Raw genomic sequence first — 17,310 nt, 5'->3', positions numbered from 1 at the left:
GCGGCGAACTACCGTGGATCGGGTGTGGCGGAAGCGGTCGGTACCCGGGGCGGCGTTCGGCGCTTCGGCGTATCTGCTGTGGGGGCTCTTCCCCGCGTTCTTCGGGTTGCTGGCCTTCGCCGACGCGGTCGAGGTGCTGGCCGAGCGGATCGTCTGGACGCTGGTCGTCGTGGTGATCGTGCTGGCGGTCACCGGGCGGTTGCGGCAGCTGCGCGGGATCGACGCCCGCACCTGGCGGCTGGCCGCCGCCGCGTCGCTGGCCATCTCGGTGAACTGGGGTGTCTACGTCTTCGGGGTGCTCTCCGGGCACGTGGTCGAGTGCGCGCTCGGCTACTTCGTGAACCCGCTGGTCACGGTGGCGTTCGGGGTGCTGATCTTCCGGGAGCGGCTGGTGGCGGCGCAGTGGGTGGCGCTCGGGCTCGGGGCGCTCGCGGTGCTGGTCCTGACCGTGGACCTGGGCCGCCCGCCCTGGATCGCGCTGGTCCTCGCCTGCTCGTTCGCGCTCTACGGGCTGGTCAAGAAGGTGATCCGGCTGGACGCGCTGCGCAGCGTCGCGGCCGAGGGGGTGGTCGGCGCGCCGCTCGCGCTGGCCTTCCTGGTGCTGCTCGCGGTGCGCGGCGAGAGCTCCTTCGGCGACGGGATCGGGCACACCGCCCTGCTCGTCGCCACCGGCCCGGTCACCCTGGTCCCGCTGCTGCTCTTCGCCACCGCCGCGCAGCGGGTCCCGCTCTCCACCATGGGCCTGCTGCAATATCTCACCCCGGCGCTCCAGCTGCTCTGGGGCGTCGCCGTCCTGCACGAACCCATGCCGCCCGCCCGCTGGGCCGGCTTCGCCCTCATCTGGTGCGCCCTCCTCGTCTTCAGCACCAACGCCCTGCTCCGCGCCCGCACCAACCGCCGCACCGCGAGCCCCCCGCCGGATCACCCCGCGGGCTCCGCCGGCAACCCCACCCCCGCCGAATCCGCAGGCAGCGCCACCCCCCGCTCATCGAGCAGATCAGTCGAGCGCGAAGCAGGCGACATACGGGCGCGCGATCAGTAACCGGTGAGGATTGGCCCCGGGCTCCAGAGCCCGGACCGACTCTCCTGCACCACCTGCGCCCGAGCCGGAACAGCACCCGGATCGATCCGGCCGAACCGCTGCAACTCACCCCAGTCCCGCCGCCAGTCGTGCGCGAGATAGGTCGGCAACGTCTCGGCCCGCAGCAGCAGCCCGGTCCACCCGAGCGGCCCCCCGCCATCGTGGTTCTGCCAGAGACTGGTGATCTCGGCACCGGGCCGATCCGGCAGCACCCGGTACTCGGGCACCTCGGCGATCCCGTGCCGGTGGTCGAACGGCCGCTGGCAGGGGAACTGCAACCCGACCATCCAGTCGAGCAGCACCGGCGCCTCGGACCCGACCACCTCGTTCAACGTCGAGGTGCGCGGCACCCGGGGCGGCGTCAGGGCGATCCACTGGGCCGGATTGCGGTCCCGGTCGGCGGCGACGATCCGGACGACAGCGGCCTCGGCCGGGATATCCGCGAGCGGCACCCGCAGATTCCGCCACGACGGCGCGGGCCCGACATCGATCGGCAGCACCCGCCCGCCGGGAACCCCGTCGGCGGTCCCCCACTCCAGCTCCACGGTCTGCCCCGGCGTCACCACCCCGTCGCTGTCCACCGAGCGGATCCGCCCGGCCGCGCCGATGGCGACGATCCCGTCCCGCTCCGCGGGCAGCCGGTACCAGCCGGTGGTCAGCTCGGCCGGGCCCGCGTCACCGGAGCCGTAACTGCCGAGCATCGGCACCCGCGCCGGGTCGAGCCCGAAGGGCAGCGCGGCGGAGCGGGTGCCGTTGGCGGTGTCGGAGTTGGTGGTACCGCTGAGCGCGTCCGCGATACTCCCGGAGGCGCTGCTCTCGTCGTCCGGGCGCAGGTCGGCGGCGACCCCGCCGGGCACGAACCCGGCCCCGGTCCCCGCCAGCGCGGCCGCCGCGTCGCCGGTGAGCGGCGGCAGGACGGACCCGTTCGGATCGGTCTCCACCAGCACCTCGTTCGCCAGCCCGCACGGCTCGCCCAGCACCGCCGAGATATTCGAGCTGCCGAGCGTGAACGCCGGATACCGGCTGATCGTCGCCTTGCCGAACGAGGCCACCTCCAGCAGCACCGCCAGCGCCAGCGCCAGCGCGAGCACCGGCGTCGCCGACAGCCGCCGCGCGAACCCGGAGATGTGGTGCGGCGTCCCCGGCTCCGGGGCCCGCACCTGCCACCACGCGGCCACCGCGAGCAACCCGGCCGCGAGCAGCAGGAACACCGTGCTGAGCTGGATGCCTGCGAGCGAGACCGGCTTGTCCCACCACGGGATCCCGTACGAGGAGACGTACCACCAGCCGTTGTCGCCGGTGAAGGCCAGCGCGAGTAGGAAGGCGACGACGGCGGCGAAGAGCGCCCGGTTGCGCGGCGCCTTCATGACCGCGGGCGCCACCGCCACCGCGGCCAGCACCGCCACCATGCCCGCGACCCCGGCGAAGACGCCGAAGTGGTGCGTCCACTTGGTCGGCGTGACCATCACCAGCAGCAGCGTGCCGACCGCGGTGCCGAGCGCGCGGCGCGTCGGCCCCGCGGCCGTGCTCGGGATCCGCCCGCCCTTGCGCAGCAGGACCAGCACGCAGGTGAGCACCCCGGCGAAGAGCAGGAAGATCCCGGCGCGGCGGGCGAAGGAGCCGTCCACCTCCGGTTGCAGCAGGTACTGGTAGCGCAGGTACTCCTGGAACCACTTGACGTCCGGGCCGGCGATCGCGTGCACCCGCTGCATCTCGCGCATGGCGCTCAGCGGCTGGTCGGCGAAGGCCACCGCGAGCACCAGCGTGCCCGCGGCGCCGATCGGCGCGGCCAGGGAGAGCCCGGCAAGGAAGCGGCGCGGCCCGGCCGCCCGGCGCCGGACGATCTGCGCCAGCGGCCGCAGCCCGGCCAGCAGCGCGGCGACGCAGAGCACCCCGGACGGCCCCGCGGTGCAGGCGAAGGCCGCCACCAGCACCGCGATCGCCGCGGGCAGCAGCCGCCGGGTGGCGATCGCGCGCTCCATCGAGCACCAGGTGAGCACGATGCCGAGCGCGACCACCGGCTCCGGGCGCAGGCCGTTGTCGTAGGGCAGCCAGACGGCGAGGAAGGCGAGCGCGCCGGTCCAGCGCGCGACCCGGTGGTGCCGCACCGCGACCCCGAACCGCGGGATCACCTCGCGGCTGATCAGCAGCCAGATCAGCAGCCCGGCGAGGAGCGCGGGCAGCCGGACGAACGGGCTCGCGGTGCTGATCTCGGCCAGGATCCGGATCAGGTCGTAGTACGGCGTGCCGACCGGGTTCTCCGGCACCCCGAAGTAGCGGAAGTAGTTCGCCATGTACCCCGAGGTGCCCGAGGTGCGGGCCATGCCGAACTGGTAGCCGTCGTCCGAGGTGGTGGAGCCGATGAAGTACCAGAGCACCATGACCGCGGCGACGAAGCCGTCCAGCGGGGTGCACCGCCACCAGCGGGCGGGCAGCACCCGGCGCGGGCGCAGGCCGTCGCGCCGGTCCAGGACGGAGAGCGCGGCCAGCGCGAGCACCGTGCTCAGCGCGGCGCCCCAGATGGCGAGCAGCTTGAGCGTGCCCGGGGTGGAGGAGAAGCGGGAGTCGACCTCGGCGCGCATGCTCGCCCCCGCCGGGTCGGGGAGATCGCTGAAGAGCCCGGCCACCTGCGGGCGGAAGTCACCGGCGAGCGTGGCCTCGGTGCCGCCCGCGCCGGTGAAGGTGGCGGCGGAGCCGTCCGCGTGCAGGGTGAGCACGCAGCCCGGCGGCAGCTCGGTGACCGGGGTGCTCAGCAGGGCCTGGTTGCGCAGGACGACATCGAGCCGGGCGGGCGCCGGTGCACCCGCCGGGTTCGCTGTCGCGCCGGAACCGTCCGCCCCGTTCGCACCGGAACCGTCCACACCGGGCACCGAGGTGTCGGCGCCGGGCGCCGAGGTGTCGGCACCGCCGGGCGTCGCGGCGCCGGGCGGGGTCGGGCCGGGCCGCACCTGGGCGATGAAGCCGTAGCGCTCCAGATCGGGCGCCCCGACCGGCGCGGTCGCCGCGAGCACCCCGCCTTCGGGCAGCTGCTCGACGGCGGCGCACGGGATGGTGGCGTCGAAGGTCAGCGGGGCGTAGGCCACCAGCGGCGCCTCCACCGAACCCGGCGTTCCGGCCTGCGGCCACTCCAGCGTGGTGACGTCCACCCGCACCGGCAGCAGCGGAACCGCGACGGCGCAGAGCATGCCGAACAATCCGGCGATCAGGGCGACCGGAGCGGCCCATCGACGGGCGCTGCCGGGAGACCGCGCGGGGTCCGGATCGTTCACGGAGGGCGCACGCCCGGCCCGCACCATCGTTTCGGCCACGGGGCTCGATCGTGCCACGCGCGATCCGCCGCCCCGGCCCCGGGTCCGGCTCCGAAACGCCGTTCGGCCGGTCACCCCGGGGAAACGGGGTGACCGGCCGAACGGGTCACGACGGCGATCAGGCGGTGCAGGCGACCGACTGCTGGCCCAGGTTGGTCAGCATCAGGCAGGCCCACTGCTTCTGGACCTTCCAGGTGCCGTTCTCGGCGACGAACGGCACGTCGACCACGTTGGCCTGGCCGTTGAGCACGAAGTTGGCCTTGGCGTTGACGCTCTCGCCGAACGAGGTCACGTCGGTCACGGTGACCGCGACACCGGCGGCCTTGGCGGCCTCGGCGAGCCGGTTCGGCAGCTCCGGATCGGCCTCGATGCCCTGCACCAGCTCCAGCTTCTCCGAGCTCGGGATCGACGGATCGAGCGCGGTGCCGAGCTGGGAGTTCAGCTGCTCGACGGTCGGGACCGGGGGCAGCGCGGCGTCCGACGCGGAGGTGCTCGCCGCGGCGCTCTTGCTGGTCGTGGTGGCGGGCTTGCTCTCGTTGTCGTCGCCGCCGCAGGCCGTCAGGCCGAGCGACGCGACGATGGCGAGACCCGCGATCGCGATTCTTCCGGTCTTACGAAGCTTCAACTGCTCGTCCTTCACATCTCGGGGAGTTCGCTGCACGAGCCACCCAGGCTACCGGTCAGCGGAGGCTGCCGAGCGGGTCGGCTCGGGACAGCCTCGGGTCGTCGGCAGCGAACGTACGCGCCGGGCCGGGGCCTGTCGAGCGGGTCTCGAACCGCACCGTCACCCGCCCGTGCCCCGCCCCCTGCACCCAGCCGTGCCCGTGCTCGGGGTGCGCCACGTCCAGCCCCGGGTACCAGTGCGGCAGCGCGGCGTTCGCCGCCGGGTCCCGCGCCGCGACCGGAAGGGGTTGCGGCACAGCACCACCGGGGAAGTACCCGGGCTCGGCGTCGTCCGGCGCCGCCGACGCGGGCAGGTCGCGGTCCAGCTCGGGAAAGAGCGACTCCTGCCGCACCGTGGAGAGCCCGGCGTACCCGACCCCCACCAGCCGGACCGCCCCCAGCTCCATCGGATCGATGGCCGAGCGCTGCGCGGCGGTGGCCAGGGTGGCGGCATCGGTGGTGGCGTAGGGCAGCGTGACCGAGCGGGTCACGATGCTCATGTCCGCCTTCCGCAGCTTGAGCACGACGGTCCGCGCGGCCCTGCCGTCCCTGGTCAGCCGCTTGTAGGCGGCCGCGGCCATGGTGTCGATGGCCGGGCGCAGCTGGGCGAGCGTCACCAGGTCGTGCTCGTAGGTGGTCTCGGCGCTGATCTGCTTGGCCTCGGCGCGCTCGGCGACCGGGCGGTCGTCGATGCCGCGGGCCAGCCGGTGCAGCGCGGCGCCGACGCTGCCGCCGAGCAGCGCGGCCGCCTCCTGCTCGGGCAGCGCCGCGAAGGCGCCGACCGTCTCGATCCCGGCCGCGCGCAGCCTGCCGTCCGCCACCGGCCCGATCCCCCACAGCTTGCGCACCGGCAGCGCGGCGAGCAGCGCGTCCTGCTCGGCGGGGGCGATCACCCGGATGCCGTCCGGCTTGGCCAGCCCGGAGGCGATCTTCGCCAGCTGCTTGCCGGTGCCGACGCCGACCGAGGCGACCAGCCCGGTGCGCTCGCGGACCAGCGCGCGCAGCTCCGCGCAGAACTCCGTCACCGCGGCGGCGCTCGCGCCGGCCAGCTCGGCCGGCTCGCCGAACGCCTCGTCGAAGGAGAGCGTCTCCAGCACCGGGATCCGGGAGCGCAGCGCGTCGAAGACCTGCCCGCTCACGGTGCCGTACACCGCACCGCGCGGCGGAAGCACCACCGCGGCGCCGCCGACCAGCCTGCGGGCCTGGTGCATGGGCATGGCCGAGCGCGCGCCGAAGACCCGGGACTCGTAGCTGGCGCCCGCCACCACCCCGCGCTGCCCGACCCCGCCGACCAGCACCGGGCGCCCGCGCAGCGTCGGCCGGGTGAGCTGCTCGACCGACGCGAAGAAGGCGTCCATATCGATGTGCAGCACCCAGCGCCGGGCCGACTGCCCCTGCGGCCCGGCGGCCGCGCGCGCGGGGACGGTACTCACCCGCCGGAATCTACGCCCGCCCACCGACAGCGAACGCCGTGACCAGGCCGGAAAACGGGGGCGGGGGCCGAATCCCCGCCCGGATCGGGGGCTCCGCCCCGACCGGCGGTCGCTGTGTGATGATCGGCGCATGAAGATCCGCAAGGCCGTGATTCCGGCCGCCGGAATCGGCTCCCGGCTGCTGCCGCTGACCAAGGCCATCCCCAAGGAGATGCTCCCGGTCGGCGACAAGCCGGTCATCGAGCACACCGTGCGCGAGCTGGTCGCCTCGGGCATCACCGACATCACCATCGTGGTCAGCGGTGGGAAGTCGCTGATCCAGGACCACTTCCGCCCCAACCCCGCGCTCGTCGCGCAGCTCCGCTCGGACGGGAAGACCGCGTTCGCCGACGCCGTCGAGGAGGTCGGGGAGCTCTCCCGGCACGGGCATATCACCTACCTGGACCAGCACGGGCCGTACGGCAACGGGACGCCGGTGCTGAACGCCGCGCGGCACGCGGGCGACGAGCCCATGCTCGTGCTCTGGCCGGACGACGTCTTCGTCGCCGAGGTGCCGCGGGCGCAGCAGCTCATCGACGCCTACGAGAGCACCGGGGCGCCGGTGCTCGCGCTGCTGCCGATGGATCCGGCGGATTCGCAGCGCTACGGGGTTCCGGTGGTCGCCGAGGATCGGGGGGCCGGGCTGCTCCGGATCACCGGGCTGCGGGAGAAGCCGAAGTCCGCGGACGCGCCCTCCTCGTTCGCCGCGATCGGCGGGTACGTGGTGACGCCGGGGATCGTCGACGAGCTGCGGGCGCAGACCAGGGATTGGTATCAGCACCGGACCGGGGAGATCTACCTGACCGATGCCATCAATACCTACGCCGCGGCGAATCCGGTGTTCGGCCAGGTGATCTCGGGGCGCTGGTACGACACCGGGAACCCGGCCGACTACCTGGTCGCGCAGTTCGCCTCCGCGTTGGCGCACCCCGAGTACGGTGCGCTGCTGCGCGACCTCTGCGTCCCGCAGGACTGAGCAGGGGTCCGGGGGGACGTCGGTCCCCCCGGAAACCCCCTTCTACACCTTGGCGACAGCCACCCGGACCCCACCGCAGACGACGGGCGCGTCATCCCCGGCCGGACCGAAGTCGAGCGAGGTGGCGAGGATCTCGCCGCCGATCAACGCGGCATGCCGCTCGGCCCACGCCCGCTGCTCGGCGGGCACATCCAGCGTCACGCTGATCCGATCGGAGACCTCGAGCCCGAGCGACTTCCGCGTCTCCTGCAGATCGCGGATCAGATCCCGCGCCCACCCCTCGGCTTCCAGCTCCTCGGTGACGGTGTCGTCCAGCACGACGAGCCCGGCATTCCCCGGCAGCGCCGCCGTCGACTCCGGCGAGGCCGCGACCAGCCGCCTGCTGTACTCCTCCGGCAGCAGCGCGACATCGGCCGCGCACACCACACCGTCGGCGTCCTCGGCCCAGTCGCCCGCCTTGACCGCCTTGATCACCGTCTGCACCCGCTTGCCGAGCCGGGGCCCGGCGACCCGCGCGTTCACGGTGAGCTCGAAGCGCCCGTGCGCGTCCACGTCCGTGGTGAGCGTCACCTGCTTGACGTTCACCTCGTCCGCGATCACGTCGGCGTAGTCCCGCAGCCGCTCGGCGTCGGCGGCCGCGATCGTCACCTCGGAGAGCGGCAGCCGCACCCGCAGCTTCTTCGCCTTGCGCAGGCTCAGCACGGTGGAGCAGACCACCCGCACCTCGTCCATGGTGGCGACCAGCTCGGCGTCGTGCGGCAGCTCGCCGGCGGCGGGCCAGTCGGTGAGGTGCACCGAGCGCCCGCCGGTGAGCCCGCGCCAGATCACCTCGGTGATCAGCGGCAGCAGCGGCGCGGCCAGCCTGGTCACCACCTCGAGCACGGTGTGCAGGGTGTCGACGGCATCGCGGTCCTCGCTCCAGAACCGGTTCCGGCTCCGGCGCACGTACCAGTTGGTGAGCGCGTCGGCGAAGGTGCGCAGCTCGTCGCAGGCGCCGGCGATGTCGTACTCCTCCAGCGCCGTGGTGACCGCGTCGCGGGTGGCCGCGAGCTTGGCCAGGATGTACCGATCGAGCACGTGCGGCGAGTCGGTGCGCCAGGTGCCCGGCTCGGTGGCGTAGAGCTGCAGGAAGGTCCAGGCGTTCCAGAGCGGCCGCAGCGCGTGCGAGACCCCCTCGCGGATCCCGCGCTCGGTGACGATGAGGTTGCCGCCGCGCAGGATCGGCGAGCTCATCAGGAACCAGCGCATGGCATCCGAGCCGTCCCGGTCGAACACCTCCTTGACGTCCGGGTAGTTGCCCTTGGACTTGCTCATCTTGAGCCCGTCGTCGCCGAGCACGATGCCGTGCGCCGCGACGGTGGCGAAGGCCGGGCTGTCGAAGAGCGCGGTGGCCAGCACGTGCAGCGTGTAGAACCAGCCGCGGGTCTGCCCGTTGTACTCGACGATGAAGTCGCCGGGGAAGTGGCCGTCGAACCACTCCTTGTTCTCGAACGGGTAGTGCACCTGCGCGTACGGCATGGAGCCGGACTCGAACCAGCAGTCGAGCACCTCCGGCACCCGGCGCATGGTGGACTTCCCCGTCGGGTCGTCCGGGTTGGGCCGGGTCAGCTCGTCGATCATCGGCCGGTGCAGGTCGTCCGGGCGCACGCCGAAGTCGCGCTCCAGCTCGTCCAGCGAGCCGTAGACGTCGAGCCGCGGGTAGGCCGGGTCGTCCGAGCTCCAGACCGGGATCGGGCTGCCCCAGTAGCGGTTCCGGCTGATGTTCCAGTCCCGCGCGCCCTCCAGCCACTTGCCGAACTGGCCGTCCCTGATGTGCTCGGGCACCCAGGTGATCTGCTTGTTCAGCTCGACCATCCGGTCCCGGAACTTCGTCACCGCGACGAACCAGGACGGCACCGCCATGTAGATGAGCGGCTGCCCGGAGCGCCAGCTGTGCGGGTAGGAGTGCTCGATCGTCTCGTGCCGCAGCAGCTTTCCGGCCGCCCTGAGATCCTTGATGATCACCGGGTTGGCGTCGAAGACCATCAGCCCCTCGTACGGCGGCACCATCGAGGTGAACTTGCCGCCCTGGTCGAGCGGCTGCACCAGCTCGATGCCGTTGGCGACGCAGACGTCCATGTCCTCCTCGCCGAACGCGGGCGCGAGATGCACGACGCCCGTGCCGGAATCGGTGGTCACGTAGTCCGCGGCGAGCACCCGGTGCGCGTTCGGATGGCCGGCGAAGAAGTCGAAGGCCGGGGTGTAGGCGAGGTCGACCAGCGCGGCGCCGACGTGCTCGGAGAGCACCTCCGGCTCCTCGCCCAGCTCGCGCGCGTAGTGCGAAACCCGCTCCGCGGCCAGCACGTAGCGCTTGCCGTCGGCGCCGCGCAGGTGCACGTAGGTGAGGTCGGGGTGCACCGCGATCGCCAGGTTCGAGGGCAGCGTCCACGGCGTCGTCGTCCAGATGACCGCGGCGGCGCCGTCGAGTTCGCGCAGCGGATGGTCGTCCGGCACCCGCAGCACCATGTCGACGGTGACCGCCGGATCCTGGCGCATCTTGTAGGCGTCGTCGAGCCGGGTCTCCTGGTTCGACAGCGGCGTCTGCTCGTACCAGCTGTACGGCAGCACCCGGAAGCCCTGGTAGATCAGCCCCTTGTCGTACAGCGTCTTGAACGCCCACATGACCGACTCCATGAAGTCGAGATCGAGCGTCTTGTAGTCGTTGTCGAAGTCGACCCAGCGGGCCTGGCGGGTGACGTAGTCGCGCCATTCCCCGGTATAGCGCAGCACCGAGGACTTGCACGCCGCATTGAATTCGGCGAGCCCCATGGCATCGATCTGTGATTTGTCCGTGATACCGAGCTGCTTTTCCGCTTCGATTTCCGCGGGCAGCCCGTGACAGTCCCATCCGAAGCGCCGGTCGACGCGGTTTCCGCGCATCGTCCGGAAACGCGGAACGAGGTCTTTCACGTATCCGGTGAGCAAATGGCCGTAATGCGGCAGCCCATTGGCAAACGGCGGTCCGTCGTAGAAGACGAACTCCGGTGCCCCGGAACGGTTTTCGATACTCGCCCGGAAGGTGTCGTCGGCCGCCCACGCGTCGAGCACGCGGCGCTCCAGCTCCGGGAACGCCGAGCCCGCGCCCGCGGCGAGGTCGACGCGCGGGTACGCGCTGCGGGAAGTGTCGTCCGCCATGGCGGTGTCGGGTCTCCTCCGTGCCGCCGCGCCCATCGGCGCGGTTCGCTGGCACGGGGACGACCACGGCGCGGATGCGCCGAGACCGCGGTACCACCCCGCTTGCCCTGGCCGCGCTGCGGCCGGACCTCTCGTTGCGAGCTGTGACGGGCTCACCCGTTCGGTTCTACTTGGCGCGCGGAGCGCGCCGTTCTTCCGAAGGCTCCCCGGTGATGGCCGGATCGATGCCGTACAGGTTTCAGTCTATCGGCGGCGGTCAACTCTTTTGGGAGCGGGTTCGCGATCGCCCTCTTCGGGCCGCCCGCCCGCGAGCGCACTCGCCAGCAACAGCACCGCGCCGAGCACGCACACCACGATGCAGCCCCAGGCCCAGAGCACCGAGCCGGTGGTCAGGGCCGTCACGAGCAGGGCGAAGCCGATCGCCGCGAGCACCAGCGTCAATACCAGCACGGTGACCCCCAGTGGAGACTCGACAGGACGCGCTACCGCTCGGCAACTACCGAACGGACCCTGCTACAAGTCTACTTGCCACCCTTGGCGAAGGAGGCGGGCGCGAGGCCGTTGGCACCGGTGTCGAAGCCGCCGTCGTCCACCGGGACCGCCGAGCCGCGGTTCTCCAGCTCCTCCAGCTGCGACTCCAGGTAGGACTTCAGCCGCACCCGGTACTCCCGCTCGAAGGTCTTGAGCTGCTCGATCCGGCTCTCCAGCACGCTGCGCTGCTGGGTGATGGTGGCCATGATCTCGGTGTGCTTGCGCTCGGCGTCGGACTGCAGCGCGTCCGCCTTCTCCTTGGCCTGGCGGAGCTGGTTGTCCGAACGGGTCTGCGCGTCGGAGAGCATGGCGTCGGACTTCTGCCGCGCGTCCGCGATCATCGAGTCGGAGCGGTTGCGGGCGTCGGCGACGAGTCGCTCGGAGTTCGCTCGCGCATTGGAGAGCAGGTTCTCCGCCTCGCTCTTCGCGTCGCTGGTGAGCCGGTCGGCCATCTCCTGGGCCAGGCTCAGCACCTTCGCCGCCTGCAGGTTCGCGTCGACGCCCTGGCTCTCCGCAGCCGGTACCGCGGGCATCGGCGGCTGCGGGGCGGGTGGCACCGGCTGTTTGATCGGTTCTGGCGGCGGCACCTGCTGGACCGGGGGTTTCGCGATGCCGGGGCCGGGGCCGCGGTTCTTCTTGGCGTCCGTCAGCTCGGCGTCCAGCTCGGCGACCCGCTGCCGCAGATCGGCGTTCTCCTCGATCAGCCGCGACAGCTCCTGCTCCACCAGATCCAGGAACGCGTCGACCTCGTCCTCGTTGTAGCCGCGCTTCCCGATCGGCGGTTTGCTGAACGCGACGTTGTGCACATCAGCTGGGGTCAGCGGCATCGAAGGATCCCTTCACGCGTCTTTTGGAGATCTGGCAGATCTGTCATCTCGTTCCCGGACCATTCTGTCACACGGGAGCTACGGGCTGCCCGAGCCTGCCCACGATGGACATCAGGATGAACACGATGAATAGCAGGACCATAATCGAGAGATCGAGCCGAATTCCCCCCAGCGACACCGGTGGTATCAAGCGCCTCAGCAGTTTCACGGGCGGATCCGTGATCGTGAAGATCACCTCGAGCACGACCACCACGAACCCGGTCGGGCGCCAGTCACGGGCGAAGCTGCGGATGAACTCCACGATCACCCGGCTGATCAGCAGCAACCAGAAGATGAACAGGACGAAGTAGAGCACCGCGAAGACCACCACGACATCACTCTGCCCGAAAATCGGCGACGCGCAAAACGACCGCGCCGGTCCGGCTCGGCCGGACCGGCGCGGTGCCCGCTGGCAACGCCGTTACTTCTGGTTGTAGAAGCCGGTTTCCGCGATCCGGCGACGCTCCTCCGCCGAGACGTCGACGTCCGCCGGTGAGAGCAGGAACACCTTGGTGGCCACCTTGTCGAACGAGCCACGCAGCGCGAACGCCAGCCCGGCGGCGAAGTCGACCAGCCGCTTGGCGTCGGCGTTGCTCAGGTCGACCAGGTCCATGATCACCGGGTTGCCCTCGCGGAAGCGCTCGCCGATGATGCGCGCCTCGCTGTAGTCCCGCGGGCGCAGGGTGGTGATCTTGGACAAGGGACCTCCGTCCTCGAAGATCCCCGGCCGCCTGGCGGCGACCGGCTCGGGGCGCATGCGCTCCTCGAGCCGGCGCTCCTCCGCCTCGGGATCGACGGCGAGCGCGCCGCGGGTGGCCCCCCGCATCATCGGAGCGCCGCCGCCCGCCGCGCGGAACCGCCCCGCCGCCGCGGAGTCGATCCTCGTCGGGCGGCGCGGTGGCGGCTCGTACCGGTCGTCGGAGTACCCCTCGTCGGCGTACTCCTCGCGCCGGGGCAGCGGCGGGTAGCCGCCGGAGTAGGGCGATTTGTAGGCGGGCTCGGGGTAGTCGGAGTCGGCGGCGTAGTGCTCGTCGCCGTAGCCGTCGGAGGGGGAGCCGTAGCGGCTGTACGCGCCGTACTCCCGGTCGAATTCACGCGCGCGAGAGCGCCGGGGGCCGCGGTCGTCGATGCCGTGCGGGGCCCGGTCGTCGACATAGTCGTCCTCGTACTCGTCGAGTGGAACCATGCCGAAGTACGCCTTGAACTTGTGCAGCGTGCTCATCTGGTCGACCTTCCTTCGGCCCCGGTGGCGGCCGGGTGTTGAAGTCTTGCTCAGCACCCCTCGTCAGTCCCCAGCATATGTGTCGAATGTGACTGATGAGGTTTCTTTGCTAGCCCGAGGTTATCGGGCGTGTACCCAGGAGCGCGGTACCGACACGCACACAGGTGGAACCGTGTGCCACAGCTGATTCCAGATCGCCCGACATGCCGGCCGAGAGTTCGCTCGCGCCCGGGTGGTCGGCCCGCACCCCGGCGTGCAGCCCCGCCAGCCGCGCGAAGGCCGCCTCCGGCTCGGCGTCGAGCGGCGGAATCGCCATCAGCCCAGCGAGTTCCAGCGCCGGGGCGGCCGCGACGCGGTCGGCGAGTGCGGACAGATCCGCGGGGGCGACGCCACCCCTTCCCGGGTCGGTGTCCAGGCTCACCTGGAGCAGCACCCGCAGCGGGGCGGTGCGCTCCCCCGCGTCCAGCGCGGCGGCCGCGGCGGTCTCCAGCGCGGCGGCGAGCCGTTCGCTGTCCACCGATTGCACGGTGTGCGCCCAGCGGGCCACGGTCTTCGCCTTGTTGCGCTGCAGCCGGCCGATCATGTGCCAGGCCACCGGCTCGGCGAGCTCCGGTGTCAGCTCGGCGACCTTGGCGGTGGCCTCCTGTTCGCGGGATTCGCCGAAGGCGCGGCAGCCGAGGTCGTAGAGGAGGGCGATGTCGGTGGCCGGGTGGAACTTGGTCACCGGCAGCAGCCGCACCGCGCCCGGTTCGCGGCCGGCGGCGAGACGGGCGGTTTCGATCCTGGCCGTGACGGCCGCGAGCCGGGTGGCGAGCTCGTCGGCGCGGGCGGTGCCCGCCGTCGCCGTGCGGCCGGCATCGCGCGCGGGTGCCGTTTCGGGGCCCTTGCCGCTCACGAGCCCGCCTGCATCCAGATCACTCCGGCGATGCGGCCGGTCGGCGCTCCGCGCCGGTGGCTGAAGAGCGCCCTGTCCTCGATGGTGCAGCGCGGGTCGACCGCGACCCCGGCGACCCCGGCGGCCGTCAGCTGCCTGCGAATGCCTGCCCGCAGGTCGAGCGAGGGGGTGCCGCGCACGGTGGTGGCCGCGCTGCCCGGCAGGTGCGCCTCGACATCGGCGCGCATGGCGGCGGGCACCTCGTACTGCCTGCCGGAGGCGGCCGGGCCGAGGAAGGCGCCGATCCGCTCGACCCGCGCGCCCACCGAGGTCATGGCGGCCAGCACCCGGGGCACGATGCCGATCCTGGCGCCGACCCGGCCCGCGTGCACGGCGGCGATCACGCCCGCCTCGTCGTCGGAGAGCAGCAGCGGGACGCAGTCGGCGGTGAGCACCACCAGCGCCAGGTTCGGCACCGTCGTCACCAGCGCGTCGGTGGCGGGCACCGGCTCGGCGCGCGGGCCGTCGACGATCTCGACCGAGCGGCCGTGGATCTGCTCCATCCAGACCAGCCGCTCCGGGGCGAGGCCGATGCCGTCGGCCAGCCGCTCCCGGTTCCGCCGCACCGCCGCCGGATCGTCGCCGACGTGGTCACCGAGGTTGAAGCTGTCGTAGGGCGCGGCCGAGAATCCGCCGGTGCGCGTCGTGGTGACCCGGCGGACGGTGAGCGCGGGAGCGGAAGTCATGGCTCCGAGCTTAATCCGCGCCCGCGCGGGGCGATCGGTGCGCCGGACGCGCGCGGCCCCCGGCTCCGGGGGCGGAGGCGGGGGCCGCGGGCGTGGTCAGTGCCGCATGAAGTCGGGCACGTCGACGTCGTCGTCGTCCGGCGGGTCGATGCGGGTGCGCGAGCTGTCCCGCAGGCTCGGCTCGGCGGCCGGGCGGAGCCGGTCGGGTTCCCGGTAGTTCGGCACCGCGCCGCGGCCACTGTCGTAGGACGGCGGGTCGACCCCGCGCGCGGGCGAATCGCTGCTGCCGCGCTGGCCGATCTCGCCGGCCCGGCCGGAGCCGATGGTGCCGCGCACCGACCCCGGGTCGAAGACCCGCTTGGTCGGGCCGCCGCTGTCGAAGCCTGCGGCGATCACCGTGACCCTGACCTCGTCGCCGAGCGAGTCGTCGATCACCGTGCCGAAGATGATGTTGGCCTCGATGTGCGCGGCCTCCTGCACCAGCGAGGCCGCCTCGTTGATCTCGAAGAGCCCGAGGTCGGAGCCGCCCGCGATCGAGAGCAGCACGCCGTGCGCGCCGTCCATCGACGCCTCCAGCAGCGGCGAGTTGATCGCCGACTCCGCCGCCTTGACCGAGCGGCCCTCGCCGCGCGCCGAGCCGATGCCCATGAGCGCGCTGCCCGCGCCGGACATGACGCTCTTGACGTCCGCGAAGTCGACGTTGATCAGCCCGGGGGTGGTGATCAGGTCGGTGATGCCCTGGACACCGTTGAGCAGCACCTCGTCCGCCGAGCGGAAGGCGTCCATCAGGCTGACCGCCGCGTCGCCGAGCTGCAGCAGCCGGTCGTTCGGGATGACGATCAGGGTGTCGCAGGACTCGCGCAGCGCGGCGATGCCGGTCTCGGCCTGGTTGCCGCGGCGCTTGCCCTCGAAGGAGAACGGCCGGGTGACGACGCCGATGGTCAGCGCGCCGAGCTTGCGCGCGATGCTCGCCACGACCGGGGCGCCGCCGGTGCCGGTACCACCGCCCTCGCCCGCGGTCACGAAGACCATGTCGGCGCCCTTGAGCACCTCTTCGATCTCGTCCTTGTGGTCCTCGGCGGCCCGGCGGCCCACCTCGGGATCGGCGCCCGCACCGAGCCCGCGGGTGAGCTCGCGGCCCACGTCGAGCTTCACGTCGGCGTCGCTCATCAGCAGCGCCTGCGCGTCGGTGTTGACCGCGATGAACTCGACTCCCTTGAGTCCCTGTTCGATCATTCGGTTGACGGCGTTCACGCCGCCGCCACCGATGCCGACGACCTTGATCACAGCAAGGTAGTTGTGCGGGGGCGTCATGAGCTCTCGCCTTCCTTCGATCTCGAGCCTGTCTGGTACGGATCCCGGACGTGGGGCGGCGCTGTCCGGGCACCCGGCAAGCGGGCCGTCCCGGAGGACGGGCCGCCCTCCGGGCAAACCATAAAGCTGAACCATAGGGTTAGCGTTATGTCAAGTCTCCGACTGGTACGGAACGCTATTCGCCGTGCTCGCGATCCGCTCGCAGGCGCGCCGGTTCCGGATCCGGATTGTGTCGCGATCCCACCGGCCGCGGCGCACCCCACACCGTATCCCGCGCCATGCCCCCGACGCTCGGGCCGGGCAGACAGCGCAGGTCCGGAGCGTGGAGCAGGCTCGGTACCGGGCGCCCGCGTCATCGAACGGTCACCAGGTTCGGGCTGGAGACGTCGAAGATCGTGCCGTCCCGGGTGAGCAGCGGCCCGACCACGGCCGCCTTGCGGGCGGCGTCGTCGGCGCCGCCCCACAATACGGTACGGCCGTCCCGGAGGGTCAGCACGATGTCCGATGCCGTGCGCGCCTCCACCTTCGCCACCTCGGCGGTGAGTGCGGGCGGCAGCGCGGTCAGCACCGTCACGGCCACTCGACGGATCGCAGGCGCCGCACCGGCAGCGGCCAGCTCCGGGACACCCGGTGGCGCGGGCTCGACCGCGTACTCGACCGATTCGGCGTCCACCAGGTGCGCGCCGCCCTGGCCGGTGAACCAGAGCACCGGCGTGCGCTCCCGCACCGTCACCCGGACGGTCCCGGGGAAGACCCGCTGCACCCTGGCGGTGCTGATCTTCGGGATGCTCGCCACCCGCGCGGCCATGGCCGTGGTATCGATGCGCAGCATCGAGCGGCCCTCCGGCACCCCGAGCGCCGCCCGCACCTGGTCCTCCGGCACCGCGGCCGCGCCGTCCACCCGGACCGTCCGCACCGCGAAGACCGGTGTGAAGTACGCGACGGCGACGGCGGTGACCAGCACCGCGACCCCGAGCGCGACCCGGACCGGCACCCCCGGCAGCCCGCGGCGGCCCGCCGGGCGCGGATCGCCCGGCCGCCGCCCGCCCGGCCGGGCGAACCGGCCGGGCCACGCGGGCACCC

14 protein-coding genes are annotated in these 17,310 nt (G+C 72.3%); 2 read left to right on the top strand and 12 right to left on the bottom strand.

Annotated features, from left to right (window positions below; genetic code table 11):
• Window positions 1-22 precede the first annotated feature (22 nt).
• Window positions 23-1,042: an EamA family transporter RarD gene (rarD, locus tag LTT61_RS26745; protein WP_233016772.1), complete on the top strand. Its 1,020-nt coding sequence runs from the start codon at window positions 23-25 to the stop codon at window positions 1,040-1,042.
• Here the strand turns inward: rarD and LTT61_RS26740 are convergent.
• From LTT61_RS26740 to LTT61_RS26730, 3 genes are all read right to left on the bottom strand, one after another.
• Complete coding sequence (locus LTT61_RS26740; RefSeq protein WP_233016771.1) at window positions 1,036-4,389, bottom strand: arabinosyltransferase domain-containing protein; 3,354 nt, start codon at window positions 4,387-4,389, stop codon at window positions 1,036-1,038. The two genes, rarD and LTT61_RS26740, sit on opposite strands and share 7 nt — an antisense overlap.
• 118 nt (window positions 4,390-4,507) lie before the next feature.
• The gene (locus tag LTT61_RS26735; protein ID WP_233016770.1) at window positions 4,508-5,014 is read right to left on the bottom strand and encodes a hypothetical protein; all 507 of its coding nucleotides are present in this window, start codon (window positions 5,012-5,014) and stop codon (window positions 4,508-4,510) included.
• A gap of 55 nt (window positions 5,015-5,069) precedes the next feature.
• Window positions 5,070-6,410 carry a DNA polymerase IV gene (locus LTT61_RS26730; RefSeq protein WP_233021216.1) on the bottom strand — a complete coding sequence of 447 codons (1,341 nt, stop codon included), beginning with the start codon at window positions 6,408-6,410 and terminating at the stop codon, window positions 5,070-5,072.
• Between the two features lie 205 nt (window positions 6,411-6,615).
• Between LTT61_RS26730 and LTT61_RS26725 the strand changes: the two genes are divergently transcribed.
• A complete protein-coding gene (locus LTT61_RS26725) occupies window positions 6,616-7,500 on the top strand; it encodes a UTP--glucose-1-phosphate uridylyltransferase (RefSeq protein WP_233016769.1) in 885 nt (294 codons plus the stop codon).
• A gap of 42 nt (window positions 7,501-7,542) precedes the next feature.
• Here LTT61_RS26725 and ileS read toward each other — a convergent pair whose 3' ends face one another.
• The 9 genes from ileS to LTT61_RS26680 all read right to left on the bottom strand — a co-directional run bounded on the left by ileS (window position 7,543) and on the right by LTT61_RS26680 (window position 17,308).
• The gene (gene ileS / locus LTT61_RS26720; protein ID WP_233016768.1) at window positions 7,543-10,674 is read right to left on the bottom strand and encodes an isoleucine--tRNA ligase; all 3,132 of its coding nucleotides are present in this window, start codon (window positions 10,672-10,674) and stop codon (window positions 7,543-7,545) included.
• 243 nt (window positions 10,675-10,917) lie between these two features.
• Window positions 10,918-11,124 carry a hypothetical protein gene (locus LTT61_RS26715; RefSeq protein ID WP_233016767.1) on the bottom strand — a complete coding sequence of 69 codons (207 nt, stop codon included), beginning with the start codon at window positions 11,122-11,124 and terminating at the stop codon, window positions 10,918-10,920.
• A gap of 71 nt (window positions 11,125-11,195) precedes the next feature.
• Window positions 11,196-12,032: a DivIVA domain-containing protein gene (locus LTT61_RS26710; RefSeq protein WP_233016766.1), complete on the bottom strand. Its 837-nt coding sequence runs from the start codon at window positions 12,030-12,032 to the stop codon at window positions 11,196-11,198.
• Window positions 12,033-12,099: 67 nt separating this feature from the next.
• On the bottom strand, window positions 12,100-12,402 hold the full coding sequence (locus LTT61_RS26705; protein ID WP_067655253.1) for a YggT family protein: 303 nt from the start codon (window positions 12,400-12,402) through the stop codon (window positions 12,100-12,102).
• Between the two features lie 90 nt (window positions 12,403-12,492).
• Complete coding sequence (locus LTT61_RS26700; protein WP_233016765.1) at window positions 12,493-13,293, bottom strand: cell division protein SepF; 801 nt, start codon at window positions 13,291-13,293, stop codon at window positions 12,493-12,495.
• A 109-nt stretch (window positions 13,294-13,402) separates the two neighbouring features.
• On the bottom strand, window positions 13,403-14,188 hold the full coding sequence (locus LTT61_RS26695) for a YggS family pyridoxal phosphate-dependent enzyme (RefSeq protein ID WP_269821803.1): 786 nt from the start codon (window positions 14,186-14,188) through the stop codon (window positions 13,403-13,405).
• A complete protein-coding gene (pgeF, locus tag LTT61_RS26690) occupies window positions 14,185-14,913 on the bottom strand; it encodes a peptidoglycan editing factor PgeF (RefSeq protein WP_233016764.1) in 729 nt (242 codons plus the stop codon). The genes LTT61_RS26695 and pgeF overlap by 4 nt, the downstream gene beginning before the upstream one ends.
• Window positions 14,914-15,009: 96 nt before the next feature.
• Entirely contained in the window at window positions 15,010-16,227 is a 1,218-nt protein-coding gene (gene ftsZ / locus LTT61_RS26685; RefSeq protein WP_233016763.1) for a cell division protein FtsZ, read from the bottom strand.
• Between the two features lie 352 nt (window positions 16,228-16,579).
• A complete protein-coding gene (locus LTT61_RS26680; RefSeq protein ID WP_332909209.1) occupies window positions 16,580-17,308 on the bottom strand; it encodes a cell division protein FtsQ/DivIB in 729 nt (242 codons plus the stop codon).
• Window positions 17,309-17,310 lie beyond the last annotated feature (2 nt).

Origin of the sequence: Nocardia asteroides (genome assembly GCF_021183625.1) — a bacterium.
Taxonomy (GTDB): domain Bacteria; phylum Actinomycetota; class Actinomycetes; order Mycobacteriales; family Mycobacteriaceae; genus Nocardia; species Nocardia asteroides_A.
The sequence above is the reverse complement of the archived record's forward strand: the minus strand, read 5'-3'. Positions and strand labels throughout refer to the sequence as shown.